This is a genomic window from Flavobacterium sp. RNTU_13 (genome assembly GCF_046614455.1).
Taxonomy (GTDB): domain Bacteria; phylum Bacteroidota; class Bacteroidia; order Flavobacteriales; family Flavobacteriaceae; genus Flavobacterium.
Genome location: NZ_JBKJHB010000002.1, coordinates 156005 through 177586, shown reverse-complemented (window position 1 = coordinate 177586; position 21582 = coordinate 156005). Strand labels below are relative to the sequence as shown.

Genomic DNA, 21582 nt, shown 5'->3' with positions numbered 1-21582 from the left:
GCCAACGGCATTTGGCAACAAAAAAAATGGGGCTGCCCCTTTGCAGAGACAACCCCATTAGCTTTTTGGGAATATTAAAAAAAGTCAGCCGTTAGTACACAACACGCTTGTTAACAGTGCCTTTGTTGGTAACGATTTCTACAATCAGTACCTGTTGCTCTGCCACAAGATTAGTAATTTGTGTAGTGTTGTTATTTACGGCACTGCGTGTAAACAGTTTTCTTCCGTTAATATCAAATATGTTTACGGTTTGTATTTGCAGTGTACCTGCATCTATACCTATAACACCTTTGTTGTTATATACCACCACGTTAGCCGCTGCAGCCACAGGGTTATCTGTACCAAGCGCCTGTGTAGTGTACACTACTTCAAAACGGTTTTCAAATGTACCCGCTTCTGTAGTAAAGGTATAGTTGTTTTCGGTAAGCTCCCTTGTAATACCCTCAGTGTTATCTTTAAGGTATACCGTTTGCCCCTGGTTAAATACGCCATCTTTACCGCCTATAGCTATGGTGTACGTACCTGCCGCAGCAGCGGTGTAGCCAAGTGTAACCACATCTGTAGGGGTAAACTGTGGCCTTGCCTGTACTGCAAGGGCAGTATTAGCCGCTACCGAATACAGGTTGATGTTGTTGTTGTCTGTAAACTTACGTCCATCAAAACCAAAGTCTATGCCGTTAGTAGCACCCTGCATGTAAGCCACAGCCGTTTGAGAAGCTGTACCGTCCTGAGCGGTAATGTTTAGCCAAAGCCTTGAAGCCGTATCGGCACCGTGCCTGAAGAACGCTGTACCTGCCGATGGCTGTACCCTACGCATGCTGTTTGTAAAGGTTACTACCGGCGCAGGCTGTGTAGTAGACGCTTTTACAATAAAGCCCTGGCCAGGAGCCAGTAACCAGTCTGAAGATGAACCCGTAAAGAACGTGTCGTTGTTGCTTCCGCCGCCCTCTGCAGGGTTAGCTGTAAAGGCTGCCAGTGTAAGTGTAGCGTATGATGAGCTAGAGCTGTTGTTACGCTTCCTCCAGAAATAAAGACCTGACGAAGCATCAATCACCTGGGCATTAGCAAGCAGGAAGTCATAAATGTTTATAGGAGACGGGTAAGGGTTACCCACCGCGTTGTAGCCGTTACCTTCGGTAGAAACCGGAATGGTTACTGTACCGTTGTTTGGCTGGCCTGTAAACACCCCTTTAAATTGTATTGCAGTGGTTCCTGCATCATAACCCGTTTCTGTGCTGGTATTTGGCATACGTATAAGGTAACCTTTAGCCGCCTGGAAAGGTGTAGCAATATCGGTTACGCGCGAGTATACATCGCCGGAAGACTTATAGGTATAAAAACGTGTGTTAACCGTTTCAGGAGAAAATGCCTGAAGCCCCTGCCCTGTTACCGGAGATGACCACATGGTATAGTCATTTTTATATAGGGCACTTCCCTTTTTGTTAAACACAATGTTACCGCTGTTAGCATTAGTTACTGTAGCCGCACCCTGTAACAGTGCACCCGTATCTTTTACGGTAAGGGTAGCTGTAGCGTTTACATTTAATATGTTATTTACGCTAAGTGTAGCCCCTTCGTTTACGGTAAGTGCAGCATCGGCGCCCAGGGTAAGGTTGTGGGTATAGGCCACACCGGTACTGATTACCGGGTTATTAGCTGAAGCAGTAATGGTTACATCGTCTGTAGCAGCAGGTACTACCCCACCGCACCAGTTTGTAGCAGTACTCCAGTCGTTGCTTGTTGTACCGATCCATTCGAAACACTTACCGGCTGTACCAAATACGGTAACATCATCTATACGGAATGTACCCGATGTAGCCGAAGCACCCGCAAGGTCAGCACGTGTAGCACCGTACGGATAAAGCCTGAAGGTTACCGTACCACCTACGGCACTGGTAAAGTCGGCAAAATCCCATGTTAAATACGTACCCACGGTAGGCGAAGCCGGAGCCGTGTATGCTGTGTAGTTAGTGGTAGCAAAACCATCTGTACTGTAACGTAGTTCAAGTTGGTTTGGCGCGCTGTTACTTGCCTGGCGGAAGAACGACAGCGATGTAAGGTTTAGCCTGCTATCTGCGGCGGCGCTTACGCTGAATTCTATGTACGAATTTTCAGATGGCGATGCCGTATTGTTAAGCGTGGTAGAGTTGAACACGTTACCGGTGCTTTGGCAGGTCATGCTACCGTTTCTCAGTACTGCCGAACCTGTAGCGTTTGTAGCCGTAAGGGCTACGTTTCCGTTTGTAGGACACGCCGATGCACCTGTAAACTGGTTAAGGTAAACACCCGGCTGTACGGTTATTACCTGCTGGGTTGTAGTACCGTTATAGTTTTGGCTTTCGGCCTGTGCAGCGGTTATGGTTGCTGTACCTGTACCCACTACGCTAAGCGTCCATGTAGTAACACCATTTGTAGTGCTTTGGCCCACAACAGCAACAGCGTCATTGCTGCTAAAGTACGTTACAGGGTTAACCTGAGATGTAGTAGAGAAAGATGTTAATGTAATTACAGGCTCCAGGTTAGATTTTACCGGGAAAGCGGCAAAGGTAATGGCCTGGTTAGCCTTGGTTATTGTACCGGTTACAGCAGGCTGTACTACCGTGTAGCGGTAAGCCTGTGCGCCTGTTAGTGTAAAGGCTGTTGTTACGGCAATGTTAGTGGCAGCATTAGCATCAGCAAATGTACCTCCGCCGTTTACAAGAGATACCACATCGGTACCTACTACGCCGTTTAGCGTGCCACCGGTTACGGTAGCGGTAGTAGTACCATCATACGTTTTTGTAGTTACCAAAACATCGGTTACCGTAAGTGGCTTAGGCGCTATGGTTAATGGTTGTACCATATCTACCGCGGCGTTATAGTTGCTGTCTCCCGGTTGAGAGGCTGTAATGTTCACTGTACCTGTGCTCAGTACCGTTACTACGTTACCCGAAATGGTAGCGATAGATGTATCTGAACTGGTGTACGATACGGTAAGACCCGATGACGAAATGGCGTCAAGGTTAAATGTGCCTACGCCATAGGTTTGTGTAGGGATAGTATTAAAGACGATGTTTTGGCTGGCAAGGGCCGCCGAAGTAACCACCTGTGTTTGAGCTACAGACGGTGCAGCATTATAATCGTTGTTACCTGCCTGAGAAGCAGTGATTGTTGTAGAACCCACACCTGTTATGTGTACCACATTACCCGTTACGGTAGCTACCGCAGGGTTAGAGCTGGTATAGGTAATAGGGTTTATAGCCGATGTAGCCGACGTAGCGTTAAGCTCAAAATCAGCATCGGTAACTTCTTTAGGATCCAGCGCGTTAAAGGTTATAAGCTGGTTGCCTTTTGCTATGGTGATTACCAGCGTGCGCGAATCAGTACCGGCAGCATTGGTAGCCGAAATGGTAACGCTAAACGTACCGGCGTTAAGTGGCGTACCGCTTATAACACCTGTTTGGGTGTTTATGGTTACACCTGCCGGAAGGCCTGTAGCGTTGTAGCTTTGTGGCGCGTTATCGGCAGTAATGGTGTAGTTAGCAAGGGCTACGTTAAGATCTCCCGAAAGGGTAAGCGTAGTGTTAGTAATCGCAGGTACCTTAAGCGCAGGGGCAAATGCAATACCGCGGAATGCTGTATTAGTAGCCGCTGTGGCTATAGATGTAAGTGTAATACCGCTGCCTGTAAGTGTAGCGTCGTAAGCGGTAGTATCTACCATTTTGTAAATGTTAGCCGGGCTGGTAGCGTATACTTCTACGTTACCATCGTCTGTTTTGCGTGCGGTAACGCCATAGAAGCTCACCGCAGCCACAGCCACTTTACCTTGTGCGGTCCAGGTAGTACCGTTTGCAGAAGACCATTTGTAAATACCTCCGCCCGATGTACCCGAAGCCACATACAGGTTAAACTGGTTATCGGCTCTTTTTACAATTACCGATGCATAAGGGTCTATGCTGCCGGTAGCTAAGAACGTAGACGAGGTAGCTGTACCAGTTGGCAAGCCTGTACCTACCGTATAAATTGCAGGAGTACCCGAAGCACTGCCCACATATAGTTGCCCGTTAAATATAGATATGGCACGTACGTTAGCTGGTGTACTGGCTACTAATGATGCAGCACCTGCACCCGGCTGTACGGTAAAGATACCACCTGTACCACCTACTGTCCAGAAACGAGAACCGTCGTTACTGGCAGCACCACGTATGTTGTTACCACCATGCGCCGAACTACCTAAAGAGGTAATTTGGAATTGCCTGTTGGCAGATATACGGCCTACCACACGGTTTACAGTTGAAGCCGAAGAACTTGCTACAGAAGCCGTACCTGTAGCGGCATCATAACCTGCTATGGTAAGGTATTGCCCGTCGGCAGAAAGGTTTAGCTGACCTTCAGAGGTAGCGCTACCACTCATTACAAGCCTGCTGCCTGCCGTAGCCGATGGCACATCCACACTCACCGTAGCATCTCCTGTTGTTGTATATTCTGCAAGTGATACAGGTACACTGCTGTTACTTAAAGTACCCGAGCCTGTACCTACTTTTACTACTACCAGGTTACCCTCGCTAAAGCTGCCATCGGTTACTCGTAGCGTGCGGGCCACGCTTACCGGGTTGTAGTTGTCGCTTTCTGCCTGAGCAGCCGTTATGGTTGTAGTACCAATACCTACTATATGTATAGTGCTTCCGGTTACGGTAGCCACCGCCGTGTTAGAGCTGGTATAGGTTATAGGGTTAACCGATGATGTAGCCGAAGTAGCCCCGGCGTCAAAATCAGGATCTGTAAGGGCTTTACTTGGTATACTGGCAAAAGTAATGGCCTGGTCTGCCTTGGTTACTGTACCGTAAAGGGCATGCGCCACAATGTATTTGGCTGAATCTGCTCCTGTAAGGGTGTAGAATGCCTCTACGTATTTGTTTACACCGGCATCAGGGCCATAGATATATGTACCTGTAACCGATACTACCGAAACCACATCTGTACCTACAACGCCGTCTAACGTTACTCCGCCAGAAATGTCTATGGTACAGTTAGTAGTACCGTCATAAGGCCTGGTTTGTACAATAGCACCTGTGGCGGTTATTATTTTTGGCGAAACAGTAAATGTACTGCTTACCTGTGGTGCCGCGTTATACGCATTGTTACCCGCCTGGTTAGCGTAAATGGTTACCTCACCTACTCCCGTAAGGGTTACGGTGTTACCCGATACTGTAGCGATTGAAGTATCTGATGATGTATAGGTTACCGTAAGGTTTGATGAAGCCGTAGCACCCAGTGCAAACGGAGCATCGCCATAGGTAGCATTGGCTATAGCCGGGAAGCTGATGGTTTGGTCATCCAGATGCGGAGACGTTACCGTACTCTGTGCCGTAGCTATGGTTGTTGTTGTAACGCCCGAAGAACTTACAGTTATATCTCCCGAATACTGTCCGGCTGTAGCCGAAGCTGCAAGGCGTACATATACGGTAGTGGTAGCAACGTTACCTGCGCCACCCACCACAAGTGGTGTTGTAGCGTTACCTACGTTAGCCGAAAAATCTGCCGTGGTAGAAACCTCAAACCCTGCAGGTGGCGTTACGCTGATGCCTGCTGTAAGGTTTTGGCCAGATACGGTAAATGTGGTAGTAGATGAAGCAGTACCCTGTACCGTAGTAAGGGCCGCTAAAGTACCCGACACGGTGATAGTGCGGGAAAGTATGGTAAGTGTAGCGCCTGTAGGGGCATTAGTACCTATGGTAACTAATGAACCTCCCGCGTTACCTACATTAGACGTATAGTTAACACCGTTTATGGTACGGTTTGATGCTATGCTGGGGATAAACGTAGCACCCGAAGTAGCCGTGTTGCTTACATCGCCTATAACAAGGAAGTTTTTCTGGCCTCCTTCATTCATATAACCGGCTGAAATGCTGTTAAAGCTGATAGTGCTGCCACTAACGCTTCCTGTAGCTAATGATGCGGCGATTTCAGATGATTCTGCTACGCCGTTATTGTTTGCATCTTCAATAAGCCTGAAGTTACTGATATCGTTACCCGAACCCAGGGTAGCTGTACCGCCCTGGCTCAGTATAATTTTCTTTATGGTAGAATAACCTTCGTCTGCCGTAATGCTGAAACCGAAAAGTACTGCATTAGCCGCAGCAGCCGAAAGGTTAGCCGCAGCAGGGGCGTTAGTTCCTTTAAATACGGTTTGTTTTACCGGAGAAAAAGCAAGACCACGGAACGCGTTGTTACCGCTTATAGTGCGTAGCGTAGTGGTAGTAATGGCACCTGTACCGTTATCTGTACCGCGTACCAGTGTGGTAGGGTTACAAGCGTATATTACGGCTCCGTTTGCGCCCGTTGAAAAAGAATATGCATTCCAGTCTACGGCAAGTCCTGTAGCACCATTGATAGAAAAACCTGTAGATGCAGTACTCCAGCTACCACCACTGTACGTAAATGTAGCAGGATTATAAGTACCGCTGTATGTATATCGTACCACGGTACTGGTACTGTTTACGGTATAAATTGTTAAACCGTCCGGACTTATAGAAAAACCGTAAGGCGCCGAAGGTGCTGCTAAAATTGTAGCCGATTGGCCTGTGGTAACCGGCTTACCGGCACCTACCTGATAAATACCTGTAGCAGGGTTACTTGAACCGGTTGCATAAAACAGCTGACCGTTAAATATATTAACCACACGGGTGTTTGTATAACTGGTTGTAGTACCGCTTTGTATAGTAGATACGGTAGTACCGTTATTTGTATAACGTGTTCCTAATGAACCTCCGCTAAACCAAAAATTAGTACCATCGTCTGTAACAGCACCCCTAAGGTCGTTGTTTGTGGTATAAAAACTTCCTGTTACACCCGCACTCATAGTACCACTACCATTAAGTATACGTGCAGTACCGTTAGTGTTAAAGGTAGTATTAGCAGCGCCTACTGCAGCCGCATAACCGGGAAGTACCAGGTAACGTCCGTTCTCTGAACGTGTCATGGCACCTGCAGAACCCGCCGAACCCGAAATCACAACGCCCGATGTACCCGAAGGCGCCGAAAAGCTGTAGTTTGGTGCCGATTGCGAAGCCGTAGCAGGCAGGTATTCTTCAATCACAACTGCCGTACCTGTATTTGTTAGGGCAGCGTTGCTTGTAACCTTAAATACCGTAAGGTAACCGTCATTAAACCTGTTGGTGCCCTGTGCATGCAGCGCCCCGCCGGCTAACAATAAAACAACCGGCAAAACCACTCTTACGAGGGCTTTAAAAAGCTGTTTTAAAGAAGGTTGCGTAAAATTTTTCTTCATAAAGTATAAATTAATCAGTTTACTGAAATTCAGGAAACAAAGAACATCATTATTAAGGGTTTAGAGAAAAATATTACGTTACCATATTGTAAGGCAAAATTTAATTTGTAATTAATTTCTGCCCAATGATTAACATTAAAAAAACACCCGGGAAACATTAGCAAAACAAAAACATTACAAACGGCTGAAAGGCTCTCTTTGATAAGAAAATAAAACAGCCCGTAAAAAGTCGGGCTGGTGTAAACTATATAATTTTTATTACTGTTTGATTTTTTTATCGGCTGCTACCTTGGCTTCAACTGTTCCTCTTTTCATTTTTACAGGAATAAAGTAATAACAGTAAGGGTATAAGATGGTGGGGTTTCATAGGCGTATTGGTTTACTTGTAAATGTAACATTTTTAACCCAGCTATGATTCCTCTTTTTAAACTTATGTTTTCCATTTTCCCGACATCTAACTCCTCTCTCATCAATCTGAAATCTAAAATCTGAAATCTGAAATCTAAACCGTATCTTTGCCGCCTGTAAAAGAGTACCATGAAATTTGATTTACTTACAAAAGACCCGCAAACCAAAGCCCGTGCCGGTGAAATAACTACCGACCACGGCACCATACAAACACCGATTTTTATGCCGGTAGGTACTGCGGGTACCGTAAAAGGCGTACACCAGCGCGAACTGAAAAACGACATAAACCCCGATATTATACTGGGCAACACCTACCACCTGTACCTGCGTCCGCAAACGGCCATACTGGAACAGGCAGGAGGCCTTCATAAATTTATGAACTGGGACCGCAATATCCTTACCGATAGCGGCGGTTACCAGGTATACTCGCTTTCGGCTAACCGTAAGATTAAAGAAGAAGGTGTAAAGTTTAAGAGCCATATAGATGGGTCGTACCACTTCTTTTCGCCCGAGAGCGTTATGGAAATCCAGCGTACCATAGGTGCAGATATTATTATGGCATTTGACGAGTGTACGCCTTACCCGTGCGACTACCGTTATGCAAAGCGCTCTATGCACATGACCCACCGCTGGCTGGACCGTTGTATAACCCACCTGGAAAAACTTCCGTTTAAGTACGGCTACAGCCAGGCGTTTTTCCCTATTGTACAGGGTAGTACCTATAAAGACCTGCGCCAGCAAAGTGCAGAGTACATAGCCAATGCCGGTGCCGTGGGTAATGCCATAGGCGGACTTAGCGTAGGCGAACCAGCAGAGGAAATGTACGCCATGACCGATGTGGTGTGCAGCATACTACCCGAAGATAAACCACGTTACCTTATGGGCGTGGGTACTCCTATAAATATACTGGAAAACATAGCCCTGGGCGTAGATATGTTTGACTGTGTTATGCCTACCCGTAATGCGCGAAATGGTATGCTGTTTACGGCTAACGGTACCATTAACATAAAAAACAAAAAGTGGGAAAACGACTTTAGCCCGGTAGACGAAATGGGCATAACGTTTGTAGATACCGAATACACCAAAGCTTACCTGCGCCACCTGTTTGCCGCAGACGAGTTTTTGGGTAAGCAAATTGCTACCATACACAACCTGGGCTTTTATATGTGGCTGGTGCGTGAGGCCCGTAAGCACATTATAGCGGGCGACTTCCGTGAGTGGAAGGAAATGATGGTAAAAAACATGAGCCAAAGATTATAGTTTTAAAGGTTGTAGGTTGTCAGTTGACGGAAGCTTCCGACAACCTACAACCTACAACCGACAACAAATAGAATAGATGAAAATAATAGACTGGTATATACTTAAGCGTTACCTCGCCACATTTTTTGTAATGCTTATTATGTTTATTCCCATAGGGATTGTTATCGACGTATCGGAAAAAATAAACCGCATGCTCGAAAACAAGGTTGCTTTTAAGCTCATAGCCATTTACTATGCTGATTTTACCGTTTATTTCGCAAACCTGCTTTTTCCTATATTCCTGTTTCTTAGCATTATATGGTTTACCAGTAAGCTGGCTAACAACACAGAAATTGTAGCCATACTAAGTTCGGGTATATCATTTACCCGATTTTTGCGCCCGTACCTTATGGGGGCTACCATAGTATCTGTACTGGCACTGGCCATGGGGTTCTTTTTCCTGCCAAAAGCCAGTAAGGGGTTTAACGATTTCCGCTACCAGTACCTTACCCGAAAGGAAACCCGCCAGAGTACCGATGTGTACAAGCAAATAAGCCCTACGCAGGTTATCTATGTAAGTAACTTTATATACTCTAACAAATCGGGGAGCAACTTTAACCTGGAAACCTACAAAGGCGATCAGCTGGTTAGCCTTGAAACTGCCAACGGCATTGTTTGGAACGAAAAAGAAAAAAACTATACCCTTAGCGGATACACAAAGCGTGTTATTGGTAAAATGGAAGATGTGATTACCAAAGAACCGCAGCGCACGGTAAAGCTTAACTTTTTACCGGACGACCTTACCCCTACCGTATACGCCGCCGAAACCATGACCTACCCGGAGCTGAAACGCTTTATAGCACGCGAACGCTCGCGCGGGTCAAGCAATCTTAATGCTTATTTGGTAGTATTGTATAAAAAGTTTACCATACCGGTATCGGCATTTATCCTTACCATTATAGCCGTAGCCGTATCCAGCATGAAACGCCGCGGTGGTATGGGTATTAATCTGGCTATAGGCATAGCGCTGGCGTTTACGTTTGTGTTTTTTGATAAGGTATTTGGCACCCTGGCCGAAAAGTCTACCTTTTCGCCCCTGCTTGCCACGTGGATTCCTAACCTAGTTTTTGGCATACTGGCCTTTTACCTGCTGCGCAATGCAAAACGATAACCTAAAAAATTACCTGCACCTGCACTTTATTGTATTTGTGTGGGGGTTTACCGCCGTATTGGGCAAGCTTATAAGCATAGGTGCACTGCCGCTGGTATGGTTCCGTATGGTTATAGCCCTGCTGATTATGGGGGTATATGCGATTATTGTAAAAGCGCCGTTCAGGCTATCGGGCAAGGTATTTGCCCGGCTGGTTATTGCGGGGCTTATTATAGCGCTGCACTGGTTTACGTTTTATCATGCCATTAAAATAAGCAACATATCTATTACCCTTTCCTGCCTTAGTACGGGCGCGTTTTTTGCCGCCCTACTGGAGCCCCTGCTCTACGGCCGGAAGTTAATTTTATACGAAGTAGTTTTCGGGTTGTTTATAATTGTGGGGCTGCTGTTTATTTCGGGCATTATAAGCCTGCAGGATGGCGCACTGCTTTTTAAATCCGAAATCAGCTACGCATGGGGCATACTTACCGCGCTTACCAGCGCATTCCTCAGCACGGTTTTTGCCATTATAAACGGTAAGTTTGCAAAAGAATACAACGCCACGGCAGTATCTTTTTATGAACTGCTGGGGGGTATCTTTTTCTTTTCGCTGTACCTGCTATGGGACGGGCAATTTACACCGGCGTTTTTTGCGCTTTCTAATGCCGACTGGCTTTGGCTGTTTTTACTGGGGTCTATCTGTACCGCCTACGCGCAAATAGCCGCCGTAAAGGTTATGAAAACCATAACGCCTTATACCATGATGCTTACCATAAACCTGGAGCCCATATATGGGATAATCCTGGCACTTATTGTATTCAGCGAAAGCGAAAAAATGAACACAGCATTCTATATAGGTGCAGGCATAATACTAACCACAGTGATTATCAACGGGGTACTTAAAAACCGTACTACAGCAGTAAACTAATTGGCATTTTAATATACAACGTATTAAACAGAATTACTTATCTTTGCTGCTTCAACTTAAATAAATAAATCTGCCTCTACTATGGAATACCTGGATTTTGAGCTTCCGATTAAAGAACTGGAAGAGCAGTTAGAAAAATGTACCATTATAGGACAGGAGAGCGACGTAGACGTATCTAATACCTGCAAACAGATTGAGAAGAAACTCATAGAAACCAAGAAAAACATCTATAAAAACCTTACGGCATGGCAAAGGGTGCAGCTATCGCGCCACCCAAACCGCCCGTACACGGTAGACTATATTAAGGCACTTACCGGCGATACCTGGCTGGAGCTTTTTGGCGACCGCGCCTTTAAAGACGACAAAGCCATGGTGGGCGGCCTTGGTAAAATAAACGGCCAAAGCTTTATGATTATAGGCCAGCAAAAGGGTTACAATACCAAAACAAGGCAGTACCGCAACTTTGGTATGGCAAACCCTGAAGGCTACCGTAAGGCACTAAGGCTTATGAAAATGGCAGAGAAATTTGGCATTCCTGTAGTTACCTTTATAGATACCCCGGGTGCATATCCGGGTCTTGAAGCCGAAGAACGCGGACAGGGAGAGGCCATAGCAAGGAACATCTTTGAAATGAGCCGCCTTAAAACTCCTGTAATCTGTGTTATAATAGGCGAAGGAGCATCGGGTGGTGCACTGGGCATAGGCGTGGGAGACCGCGTATACATGCTGGAAAACACCTGGTACTCTGTAATTTCTCCTGAGTCTTGTTCGTCTATATTATGGAGGAGCTGGGAATACAAAGAGCAGGCGGCAGACGCGCTTAAGCTTACCAGCTACGACATGAAGAAGCAAAACCTGATAGACGAAATTGTACCTGAGCCACTGGGCGGGGCACATTTTGACAGGGAAACCACCTTTAAAACGGTAGAACAGTACATAACCAAAGCATACAATGAACTGAAAGACTTATCAACAGAAGATCTTGTAGAGCAACGGATGGAAAAATACTTTAAAATGGGCGAATTCAATAAGTAATTACTGGATTACAGCACATTAAAAATATGGAAGTCCGAAGCCCCGTGTTTCGGACTATTTTTTTGGTTTTCAACAATTTCAGGCAAGTTATAAACACCTTGTAAACAGCTCGGTCTTAACAATTACTTAACGCCCGGCACACAATTTTGTTTACATTAGCACTATGGAAAATTTAAGGAACGTCAATCCCGTAAAAGTAGATAAGAGCACCCTTATCAGCCTTGAAAAAGGTAAGCTGCCACCACAGGCCGTAGACCTGGAGGAGGCCGTACTGGGTGCCATGATGATAGATAAAAAAGGGGTAGACGAGGTTATAGACATACTACAACCCGATGCCTTTTATAAAGATGCGCACAAGCACATTTACGAAGCCATTGTACAGCTGTTTAACGACACCCAACCCATAGACTTGCTTACCGTTTCGGCACAGCTGAAAAAAAACGCTAAGCTGGAAGCAGCCGGGGGCGACTTTTACCTGATTCAGCTTACGCAAAAAATATCATCGTCGGCACACATAGAGTTTCACTCGCGTATTATCCTGCAAAAGTTTATACAGCGCAGCCTTATACGCCTTTCCAGCGAAATCATTGAAGATGCATACGATGAAACCACAGACGTGTTTGACCTGCTGGACAAGGCCGAAAGCAAACTCTATGAAGTAACCCAGGGTAACATAAAGCGTAGTTCTGAAACGGCGCAAAGCCTTGTAATGCAGGCTAAAAAGCGTATTGAGGAAATTGCGGGCAAAGAAGGCCTTTCGGGTGTGGCAACCGGTTTCCATGAACTTGATAAACTTACCAGCGGCTGGCAGCCCAGCGACCTTATTATTATTGCAGCAAGGCCCGGTATGGGGAAGACTGCGTTCGTACTTTCCATGGCCCGAAACATTGCCATTACCTACGGGCACGGCGTAGCGGTATTCTCTCTGGAAATGGCTTCGGTACAGCTTATTACGCGTCTTATTTCCAGCGAAACGGGGCTTTCATCAGAAAAGTTACGTACCGGTAAGCTTGAAAAACACGAGTGGGAACAGCTGAGTATTAAAGTAAAAGACCTGGAACGTGCGCCGCTTTATATAGACGACACACCTTCGTTATCGATATTCGACTTACGTGCAAAAGCCCGAAGGCTGGCTTCTCAGTACGGCATAAGGATGATAATCATTGACTACCTTCAGCTGATGACTGCGGGTGGTAGCGGTAAAAACGGGGGTAATCGTGAACAGGAAATCTCTACCATATCCCGAAACCTAAAGGCGCTGGCTAAGGAACTTAACATACCTGTAATTGCGCTGTCGCAGCTATCGCGTGCGGTAGAAACACGGGGAAGCAGCAAGCGTCCGCTTCTATCGGATCTACGTGAATCGGGTGCAATTGAGCAGGATGCGGATATTGTATCGTTTATTTACCGCCCGGAATATTACAAAATTGAAGAGTGGGATGACGAAGAGCAATCGCCTACCGCAGGGCAGGCCGAGTTTATTGTGGCCAAGCACCGTAACGGTGGCCTTGATAACATCAGGCTGAAGTTTATAGGCAGCCTTGGTAAGTTTGACAACCTGGATGATTTTGGTGCCTCGCCGTTTGACGAACTCCCATCGAGCATGAACAGCACCGGCAGCGCTAACGACTTTCTGACCAAGAACCTGCCAAGCCCTAACGATGCCTTTGGCAGCAACATGAACAGTAACCGCCCTGACGACGATGATGTTCCGTTTTAGGAGCTACTAAGCCTTTGAGTTACTAAGCTTCTTAGCTTTACACAGATACTAATTATTAGAATTAAAAAATAACCCGGCAGCTTGGGTACTAAACAACTCAGCAGCGCTAATAAAATCATTATGAGCAACAATATAACCACTAACGAACTGGTACTTACCGAAGCTATCCTGGCCATAACCGTAACCGATGCTGAAGTAATCGTAGCAGAGTAAAAATTGTAAAGTGCCTTTAGGGGCACTTTTTTGTTGGCATATACCAAACAGTAATTTTTGTATATTTGATAAAAACTGATTGTAATGGAAACGGTACACTTAAGAATAAATGAAGGAGTATATGAGCACGTAATGTGGCTGTTAAAACAATTTGACCCGAAGGATGTTGAGATTATTTCGGAGGAGTTTTTGCGTACCAAAGCAGAGCTTGAAGAAGACCTGAGAGCCATAGAAGCCGGAGAAATGAAGATGTATTCTTTGGAAGAATTTGAAAAGGAAACAGATGAATTCCTGAAAAAACATGAAGATTAAAATGCTTCAGAGTTTTCGGTTTATTAAATATACCCGGGAACCATAAAACCACAAAAGCCGCAGTAATGCGGCTTTTGTGGTTATTGTGAGTTGTGTGACTGAAAACTGAGACTGAAAACTGAGACTAAAACTACTCCTCCCCCAGCAATACCCCCGAAACATTCCACGCGCTAAAGCTACCACCTTCGGGAGCACCCTGCGGAATTTGTACCCTTATGGTATGTGTACCGGCAGGCAGGTTGCCAAGGGGAATAAAATTAGGGTTGGTTACCGTACCCGGGCACCAGTTGCTTCGGCTGTAGTCTGACGACGAAAGCCCGTTATCAAAGTTGCCCGAAGCCGGGTTAAACAGGCGGTAACTGCCGCAATCCTGTCGCCATGGTATAAACGAAAAAGCTTCTTTACCATCCAGCAAAATGGTGTTCTTTTTCGGGATAAACTCATCACCGTTTTCCCAGCCGCCATGGCCTGTGGTTATATAGCGCAGCCGGGCATCCTTTAGTGGCTTATCAAGGGTAAAAGTTACTTCAAGCCCCTTGGCGTTGTTAAACATAGTGCTGTACCCCTGCCCTGCCATTTCCATAACGTTTACCGTATCAAACAGCGGAATGGCCTTGGTAGCCTTATTGTACGTAAGCTCATCGGCATGTACGGTTAGCTCCAGGCTTACTTTGTGTCCGCCTTTATCGTAGTTGCCTATAAATACCCCCACATACAGCTCCTTGCCACTCAGGTACGGAATCAGTTCGCTAATATCCTGGCGGTATGGCACGGCATTATGCCAGGTTTTCCCTTTTAGCTGAATGGTATTGTACTGGCTAATGCCAAACGGGGTAAAAAAGCGCATGAGTTCCAGCAATGGTGTAAAACCCTCGGTACGCACCATGCCTACGTATTTTTCGCCGTTGCCATTTTCATAGACAGGTAGCGTATTGGCACCGTTAGTAAGCCCATCTAAAAACGACTGTTTCTGGTCTTGCGGGATTACAAAAACAGAGCCTGTACGGTCGTATGCATCACCTGCCGACTGTTCTGTAAGCTGGGCAAACACCTGGCTACCCGCTTTAATATCGGGGAATTTTATTTTGCGCAGCGCTATGGTACCGTTAGCAAAACGCAGTACGCTGTCGTTTGATTTAGAGGCGTCGCTGAAATTTATCTGCTGCTCAGTAAACACAGGAATTGTAGTAAAACGTGCTTTCCAAATCAGGTCGCGGTAGCTTAGGTTATCGGTAACCCTGGCATTGGCGGGTAAAGCAACCGAAGCCGGCAGGCGTTTTAGCTTCTCTATTTTTGTGGCTGTAACTAAAAAGTTGTTGTTACGATTGGTTTCCAGCACAAGGCCTAACTCCTGCCCTAAAACAGAAGGCGCCCCTTTTAGGCCCAAATCATTTGTATACCAAAGCTCTATGGTATTACTGTTGATGACGATTTTAGCTTTATGACAGGTGTAACCTAATATGGTTTTAGTATCGGGCAACAACTCAAAAGTTTGCTTTTTTAGCGCAACGGTATCGCGCATGGCTACAAAACTCCCGGGCTTTAGTTCAGCAAACTGCGTGTATGTGGCAGGGTGCTGCACCAAAACCTGTTCGGCAGGCAGGGCTGCTTTTTTATCTAATAGCTGTTGGGATGTAACCAGTGTTTTCTCCTTGTCCGAAAAAATAATCACGGGGTTAGCTTCGTCCTGCGGTTTGCCAAGGTAACTTTTTTGATAGGTAGCTTTAATGGCTGCCGGGGCTTTTTGGGCGAAAGCCACATTTGCTGCCGTAAGCAACAACAGGGCTAAGAGTTGTTTCATGGTGTTTGTGTTAGCGGTGCTAATTTCGTGAATTTTATTTTTTTGCGTACTGTATTTTTTTTAAGGGAGCTGTTTCTGCTACGTTACCTTCTATCTGCATACAACCACAAACTATAAACCCTAAACAACAAACTACAAACCAACCATTTATAAAAGTGTAAATAAAACACTTATAACTAAAAGATTTTCAGCCGGTTAAACCCACGAAATTGTTTGCCAAAGCCGAAAATACAGCTACCTTTGCAACGGAAATTTTAATCTGACAAATGAAACCTAACACACAACAACTAAACGATTTAACCGTACAGGTAAGGCGCGATATTCTGCGCATGGTACACGCCGTAAACAGCGGCCACCCGGGCGGATCTCTGGGCTGCGCCGAATTTTTGGTAAGCCTGTACCAAAGCATTATGGACCGTAAAGACGGCTGGGATATGGACGGCAAGGATGAAGACATCTTTATTCTTAGTAACGGACACATATCGCCTGTATTTTACAGCGTACTGGCACGCAGCGGGTACTTCCCTGTAAGCGAGCTGGCTACCTTCCGCCTGTTAAACTCAAGGCTTCAGGGCCACCCTACCACGCACGAAGGGCTTCCGGGCGTGCGCGTGGCATCGGGCTCACTGGGCCAGGGAATGAGCGTAGCCGTAGGCGCCGCCCAAACCAAAAAACTGAATAAAGACAACCATATTGTGTATACCCTGCATGGCGATGGCGAGCTACAGGAAGGACAAAACTGGGAAGCTATTATGTATGCAGCAGCCTACAAAGTAGATAACCTTATTGCTACTGTAGACCTTAACGGAAAGCAGATAGACGGCCCTACCGACGAGGTACTGCCTATGGGCAGCATAGGGGCCAAGTTTGCAGCCTTCGGGTGGGAAGTTGTAGAAATTGCACAAGGCAACAACATTGATGCTATCCTTACTGGCATGGCCGATGCTAAGGCTAAAGCCTTTAACGGTAAGCCGGTTGTAGTGCTGCTGCATACCGAAATGGGTAACGGTGTAGATTTTATGATGCACACCCACGCATGGCACGGTAAAGCACCTAACGATGCGCAGCTGGAAAGTGCTCTTACACAAAACGCCGAAACATTAGGGGACTATTAATGAATTTCAGATTTTAGATTTCAGATTTCAGAATGCCACTCAAACTTTGCTTCGATATTATATTCGGCAAGAGTGTAGCCAATCTGAAATCTGAAATCTACGATCTGAAATAGAAATTCTGAAATTACAATGAAAAAATATACCAATACAGGAAGTAAAGATACCCGTTCGGGATTTGGCGCAGGCCTTACCGAACTTGGGCAAACCAATGAAAATGTGGTAGCCTTGTGTGCCGACCTTATCGGCTCGCTAAAAATGGACGATTTTAAAAAGAACCACCCGGAACGTTTCTTTCAGGTAGGTATAGCCGAGGCCAACATGATAGGTATGGCTGCCGGTATGACCCTGGGCGGTAAGATTCCGTTTACCGGTACGTTTGCCAACTTTTCTACCGGAAGGGTTTACGACCAGATTCGTCAGAGTGTAGCCTATTCAGACAAAAATGTAAAAATATGTGCCAGCCACGCGGGTCTTACCCTAGGCGAAGATGGTGCTACCCACCAGATACTGGAAGACATAGGCCTTATGAAAATGCTTCCGGGCATGACGGTTATTAATACCTGCGACTATGCGCAGACTAAAGCTGCTACCCTTGCCATAGCCGAACACCACGGCCCGGTATACCTACGTTTTGGCCGCCCTGTGGTGCCAAACTTTACCGGCGAACTGGAGTTTGTTATTGGTAAAGCTATCCTTCTAAACGAAGGAACTGATGTTACCATTGTAGCTACAGGCCACCTGGTTTGGGAGGCGCTGGTTGCTGCCGAGGCACTGGAGGCTAAAGGCATTTCTGCAGAGGTGATTAACATACACACCATAAAGCCGCTGGATGAGGAAGCTATCCTAAAATCAGTAGGCAAAACCGGTTGTGTGGTTACTGCCGAAGAACATAATATACTGGGCGGACTTGGCGAAAGCGTGGCACGTGTGCTGTCGCTTAACCACCCTTCACTGCAGGAGTTTGTAGCCGTACAAGACAGCTTTGGCGAAAGCGGCACCCCTGAACAGCTTATGGAGAAATACGGACTTAACAGCGAGGCTATTGTTGCGGCTGCTGAAAAAGCAATTTCAAGGAAGAATTAATTTGAGTTTTTCTGATATAAAGAGTCCCGAAGTGAAAGCTTCGGGATTTTTTAGTTATAAGGGTTTGCCAAGGATTGTAGTAATTTCTTTAATTTAGCGAAAATCAATCTATATGGATTATTGGATTATCTCAGCTAACCCGGAAATGTATGATCATGCTTCTTCTTTTGAACATTTTGGAGAAATAGACTGGAGACAGAAAGCCAATTTTAAAGAAAAAGACATAGTTTATATATACTGTTCAAAACCTATTCAACGCATAAGATACAAATGCCTTGTAGAGAAAGTAAATCTAAAATTTAACGAGATTAGGGACGACAAAAGTTATTGGCTCAAAGAAGAAGAATACATTAATTCACTTGCTGGTAATTTTGTGAACCTGAAACTTCTTGAACAAGTTGATACTCCGTTTTTAAATCTCAATAAATTATTAGAAAATGGCTTAAAAAGAGCTCCACAAGGTCCAATGAAAGTAACCGGTAATCTATTAGATTACTTGAAAAATCATTTTATTGAAGAAAAACAAAGTGAAATATTTCCTGAAACTTTAGACTCACAAATCTTATTAAAAGAGGGTATAAAAGTTTCCATAGTTGTGAACAAATATGAAAGAAGTTCAGTTGCTAGAGCTAAGTGTATTGAATATCATGGAGTAAAGTGTTCAGTATGTGAAATTGATTTTAAGTCAATTTATGGAGAAATCGGCGATGGCTTTATACATGTTCATCATATAACACCAATTTCTGAAATTAAAGAAGAATATAAAGTCGACTATAAAAAAGACCTAATACCCGTTTGTCCAAACTGCCATGCTATGTTACATCGAAAACTAAATGGTAAAGAACTAAAAGTTCATGAGTTAAGAGACAAGATGGAACAAATAAAAAATAAAAAATAAAACAATGCACCCACTACGCGCCCATATAGAAAAAATCACCCCGCTTACCGATGCGGAGTTTGATTACATACTGTCGCATTTCACGCCCCGGAAACTAAAGAAACACCAGTTCCTGGTACAGGCGGGCATGGCGGTAGAGTGCGATTATTTTGTAATAAGCGGCCTGGTAAAAGCCTACTTTACATCTGAAGACGGTAAGCAGCACATACTGCAATTTGGCATGGAAGACTGGTGGATAACCGATTTTCAGGCGTATTTTAACGGTACTGCCGCCACACTCGATATTGACTGCATAGAAGACACCGAAGTGCTGTGCCTGCCGCTGGTTAACCGCGAAAAACTGTGCGCCGACCTCCATAAGATAGAACACTTTTTCCGCAAAAAAAGTAACGGCGGCTATGTAGCGCTGCAACGCCGCATACTCTCTCTTATGAACAACAGCGCTAAAGAACGCTACGAAACACTCCTGGCACAATACCCTACCCTTTTTCAGCGTGTACCAAAAACGCTTATTGCCTCGTACCTGGGCGTATCCCGCGAAACACTAAGCAGGCTGTCGTAGTTTGTGGTTTTGTGTTTATGGTTTGTAGTTCCCTGAGTTATGTACAATAATCCGATCACCAAATAAATAAATCACCAAATAAACAAATCCACAAATTCACAAATAACCCTCCCTGTGACTTACATCACAGCAAAGTTGTGATTTCCCTCCTTTAGCCCCGGCGCACTGTTGCCGTATCTTTGCCATATAACTTTTAAGTAGTACTATAAATGAAATCAAGTAAAGTAATGCGTGGCCTTGCGGTGGCACTTGGGTTAGTTTTTACGCTAATCAGCACACCGGCTCAGGCTCAGGTAAAAACAAAAAAGAACATGAAAAAAATACTGTTTGTGGTAACAAGCCACGATAAAAAAGGAAGCACCGGGCAGCCTACAGGCTATTACCTTAGCGAAGTTTCACACCCGTGGGATGTACTGGTAAATGCAGGTTACGAAATAGATTTTGTAAGTCCCCTTGGTGGCAAAGCCCCGGTAGACGGCTTTAACCTGGAAGACCCTATTAATAAAAAGTTTTGGGAAAACGCTGTGTATCATAAAAAGATAGAAAACACCCTGAAACCAAGCCAGGTTAACCCTAACGACTATGTGGCCATACACTACGCAGGCGGGCATGGTGCCATGTGGGATTTACCCCAAAACAAAGAAATTGCTGCCATAGCTGCAAAAATATACGAAAACAACGGTGTGGTTAGCGCGGTGTGCCACGGCCCTGCCGGACTGGTAGACATAAAGCTAAGCAATGGTAAATACCTTATAGACGGTAAAAAAGTAAACGGTTTTACTAATGAGGAAGAAGTAGCCGTAGGCCTGGAAAAAGTAGTGCCATTTATGCTGGAAGACAAAATGATAGAACGTGGCGGTATTTTTGAAAAATCAGGTTTATGGCAGGAGCATGCCGTAGCCGATAAAAGGGTGGTTACAGGCCAAAACCCGCAATCTGCGCACGCAGTAGGCGTATCCGTACTTAAAGAGCTAAAAGCCCTTAAAAAGTAATTGCTTACGCTGACCTATATATATATGATGCACCAGATGGAGTTATTTTCATCTGGTGTTTTTTTTGCAATGACCGAAGACGGTTGGTGTTTTATGGAGTTACAAAAACAGGTATAAAACAAAAAAGCCCTGGTTTTACCAGAGCTTTTAGTATTCTATTTGTGACACCGACAGGATTCAAACCTGTAACCTTCTGAGCCGTAATCAGATGCGCTATTCAGTTGCGCCACGGTGCCTTTTTGCTTCTCTTGCACTAAGTATTTTAGTACCTGATTGCGGGTGCAAATATAGATAAGATTTCTTAAATTGCAAGCACTAATATGCAATATTTTTCAAAAAAATGAATCTTACTTCTTATATCCGTGACATTCAGGATTTTCCAAAACCAGGAATTATTTTTAAAGATATAACGCCACTGCTGGCAAACCCCACTGCGGTAAACGAATGCCTGCAACAACTGCTGCAAAACCTTAACGGACAAAAAATAGACAAGGTAGTAGGTGCCGAAAGCCGGGGCTTTTTCTTTGGAACGCTGCTGGCGCATGAGCTTAACGCAGGGTTTGTACCCGTGCGTAAGCCCGGCAAACTACCCTACAGCACCCTTAAAGCCACGTATGAGCTTGAGTATGGCACAGATACCCTCGAGGTGCATACAGACGCTATAAAGCCCGGAGAACGTATTTTAATACATGACGACGTACTGGCTACCGGCGGCACAGCAAAAGCCGTTTGCGAACTTGTAGAACGCCTGGGCGGGGTGATTGTGCAGTGCAACTTCCTTATGGAGCTATCGTTTCTTAACGGGCGCGAAAAACTGGCGCCACATCCGGTATTTGCACCGCTGGTATATTAACTT

The 21582-nt window shown here is 45.3% G+C and carries 14 protein-coding genes and 1 tRNA gene; 12 read left to right on the top strand and 3 right to left on the bottom strand.

The window, feature by feature from the left end; translation table 11 throughout:
• Nucleotides 1–91: 91 nt before the first annotated feature.
• A complete protein-coding gene (locus ACLI08_RS05815; RefSeq protein WP_411427524.1) occupies nt 92–7270 on the bottom strand; it encodes a YDG domain-containing protein in 7179 nt (2392 codons plus the stop codon).
• A gap of 537 nt (nt 7271–7807) precedes the next feature.
• On the opposite strand from ACLI08_RS05815, the gene tgt reads away from it, so the two are divergent.
• From tgt to ACLI08_RS05785, 6 genes are all read left to right on the top strand, one after another.
• A complete protein-coding gene (gene tgt / locus ACLI08_RS05810) occupies nt 7808–8938 on the top strand; it encodes a tRNA guanosine(34) transglycosylase Tgt (protein ID WP_411427523.1) in 1131 nt (376 codons plus the stop codon).
• Between the two features lie 76 nt (nt 8939–9014).
• Nucleotides 9015–10088, top strand: a complete 1074-nt coding sequence (locus ACLI08_RS05805; RefSeq protein WP_411427522.1) for an LptF/LptG family permease — start codon at nt 9015–9017, stop codon at nt 10086–10088.
• Nucleotides 10075–10995, top strand: coding sequence for a DMT family transporter (locus tag ACLI08_RS05800; protein ID WP_411427521.1), 921 nt, complete (start codon nt 10075–10077; stop codon nt 10993–10995). Before ACLI08_RS05805 ends, ACLI08_RS05800 begins: the two co-directional genes overlap by 14 nt.
• Before the next feature lie 81 nt (nt 10996–11076).
• Nucleotides 11077–12030 carry an acetyl-CoA carboxylase carboxyltransferase subunit alpha gene (locus tag ACLI08_RS05795; RefSeq protein WP_411427520.1) on the top strand — a complete coding sequence of 318 codons (954 nt, stop codon included), beginning with the start codon at nt 11077–11079 and terminating at the stop codon, nt 12028–12030.
• 163 nt (nt 12031–12193) lie between these two features.
• On the top strand, nt 12194–13750 hold the full coding sequence (gene dnaB / locus ACLI08_RS05790; RefSeq protein ID WP_411427519.1) for a replicative DNA helicase: 1557 nt from the start codon (nt 12194–12196) through the stop codon (nt 13748–13750).
• A 297-nt stretch (nt 13751–14047) separates the two neighbouring features.
• A complete protein-coding gene (locus tag ACLI08_RS05785) occupies nt 14048–14275 on the top strand; it encodes a hypothetical protein (RefSeq protein ID WP_411427518.1) in 228 nt (75 codons plus the stop codon).
• Nucleotides 14276–14405: 130 nt separating this feature from the next.
• Here ACLI08_RS05785 and ACLI08_RS05780 read toward each other — a convergent pair whose 3' ends face one another.
• Nucleotides 14406–16076: a PNGase F N-terminal domain-containing protein gene (locus tag ACLI08_RS05780; RefSeq protein ID WP_411427517.1), complete on the bottom strand. Its 1671-nt coding sequence runs from the start codon at nt 16074–16076 to the stop codon at nt 14406–14408.
• Between the two features lie 266 nt (nt 16077–16342).
• On the opposite strand from ACLI08_RS05780, the gene ACLI08_RS05775 reads away from it, so the two are divergent.
• From ACLI08_RS05775 to ACLI08_RS05755, 5 genes are all read left to right on the top strand, one after another.
• A complete protein-coding gene (locus tag ACLI08_RS05775; RefSeq protein WP_411427516.1) occupies nt 16343–17191 on the top strand; it encodes a transketolase in 849 nt (282 codons plus the stop codon).
• 129 nt (nt 17192–17320) lie between these two features.
• Nucleotides 17321–18274 (top strand): transketolase family protein, encoded by a 954-nt coding sequence (locus ACLI08_RS05770; RefSeq protein ID WP_411427515.1) that lies wholly within the window; start codon nt 17321–17323, stop codon nt 18272–18274.
• Between the two features lie 112 nt (nt 18275–18386).
• Entirely contained in the window at nt 18387–19172 is a 786-nt protein-coding gene (locus ACLI08_RS05765) for an HNH endonuclease (RefSeq protein WP_411427514.1), read from the top strand.
• Nucleotides 19173–19176: 4 nt separating this feature from the next.
• Nucleotides 19177–19734 carry a Crp/Fnr family transcriptional regulator gene (locus ACLI08_RS05760; protein ID WP_411427513.1) on the top strand — a complete coding sequence of 186 codons (558 nt, stop codon included), beginning with the start codon at nt 19177–19179 and terminating at the stop codon, nt 19732–19734.
• A 209-nt stretch (nt 19735–19943) separates the two neighbouring features.
• Nucleotides 19944–20726 carry a type 1 glutamine amidotransferase domain-containing protein gene (locus ACLI08_RS05755; RefSeq protein ID WP_411427512.1) on the top strand — a complete coding sequence of 261 codons (783 nt, stop codon included), beginning with the start codon at nt 19944–19946 and terminating at the stop codon, nt 20724–20726.
• 162 nt (nt 20727–20888) lie between these two features.
• Here the strand turns inward: ACLI08_RS05755 and ACLI08_RS05750 are convergent.
• Nucleotides 20889–20962 (bottom strand) — tRNA-Arg (locus ACLI08_RS05750).
• Between the two features lie 104 nt (nt 20963–21066).
• On the opposite strand from ACLI08_RS05750, the gene ACLI08_RS05745 reads away from it, so the two are divergent.
• Nucleotides 21067–21579 (top strand): adenine phosphoribosyltransferase, encoded by a 513-nt coding sequence (locus tag ACLI08_RS05745; protein ID WP_411427511.1) that lies wholly within the window; start codon nt 21067–21069, stop codon nt 21577–21579.
• Nucleotides 21580–21582: the final 3 nt, after the last annotated feature.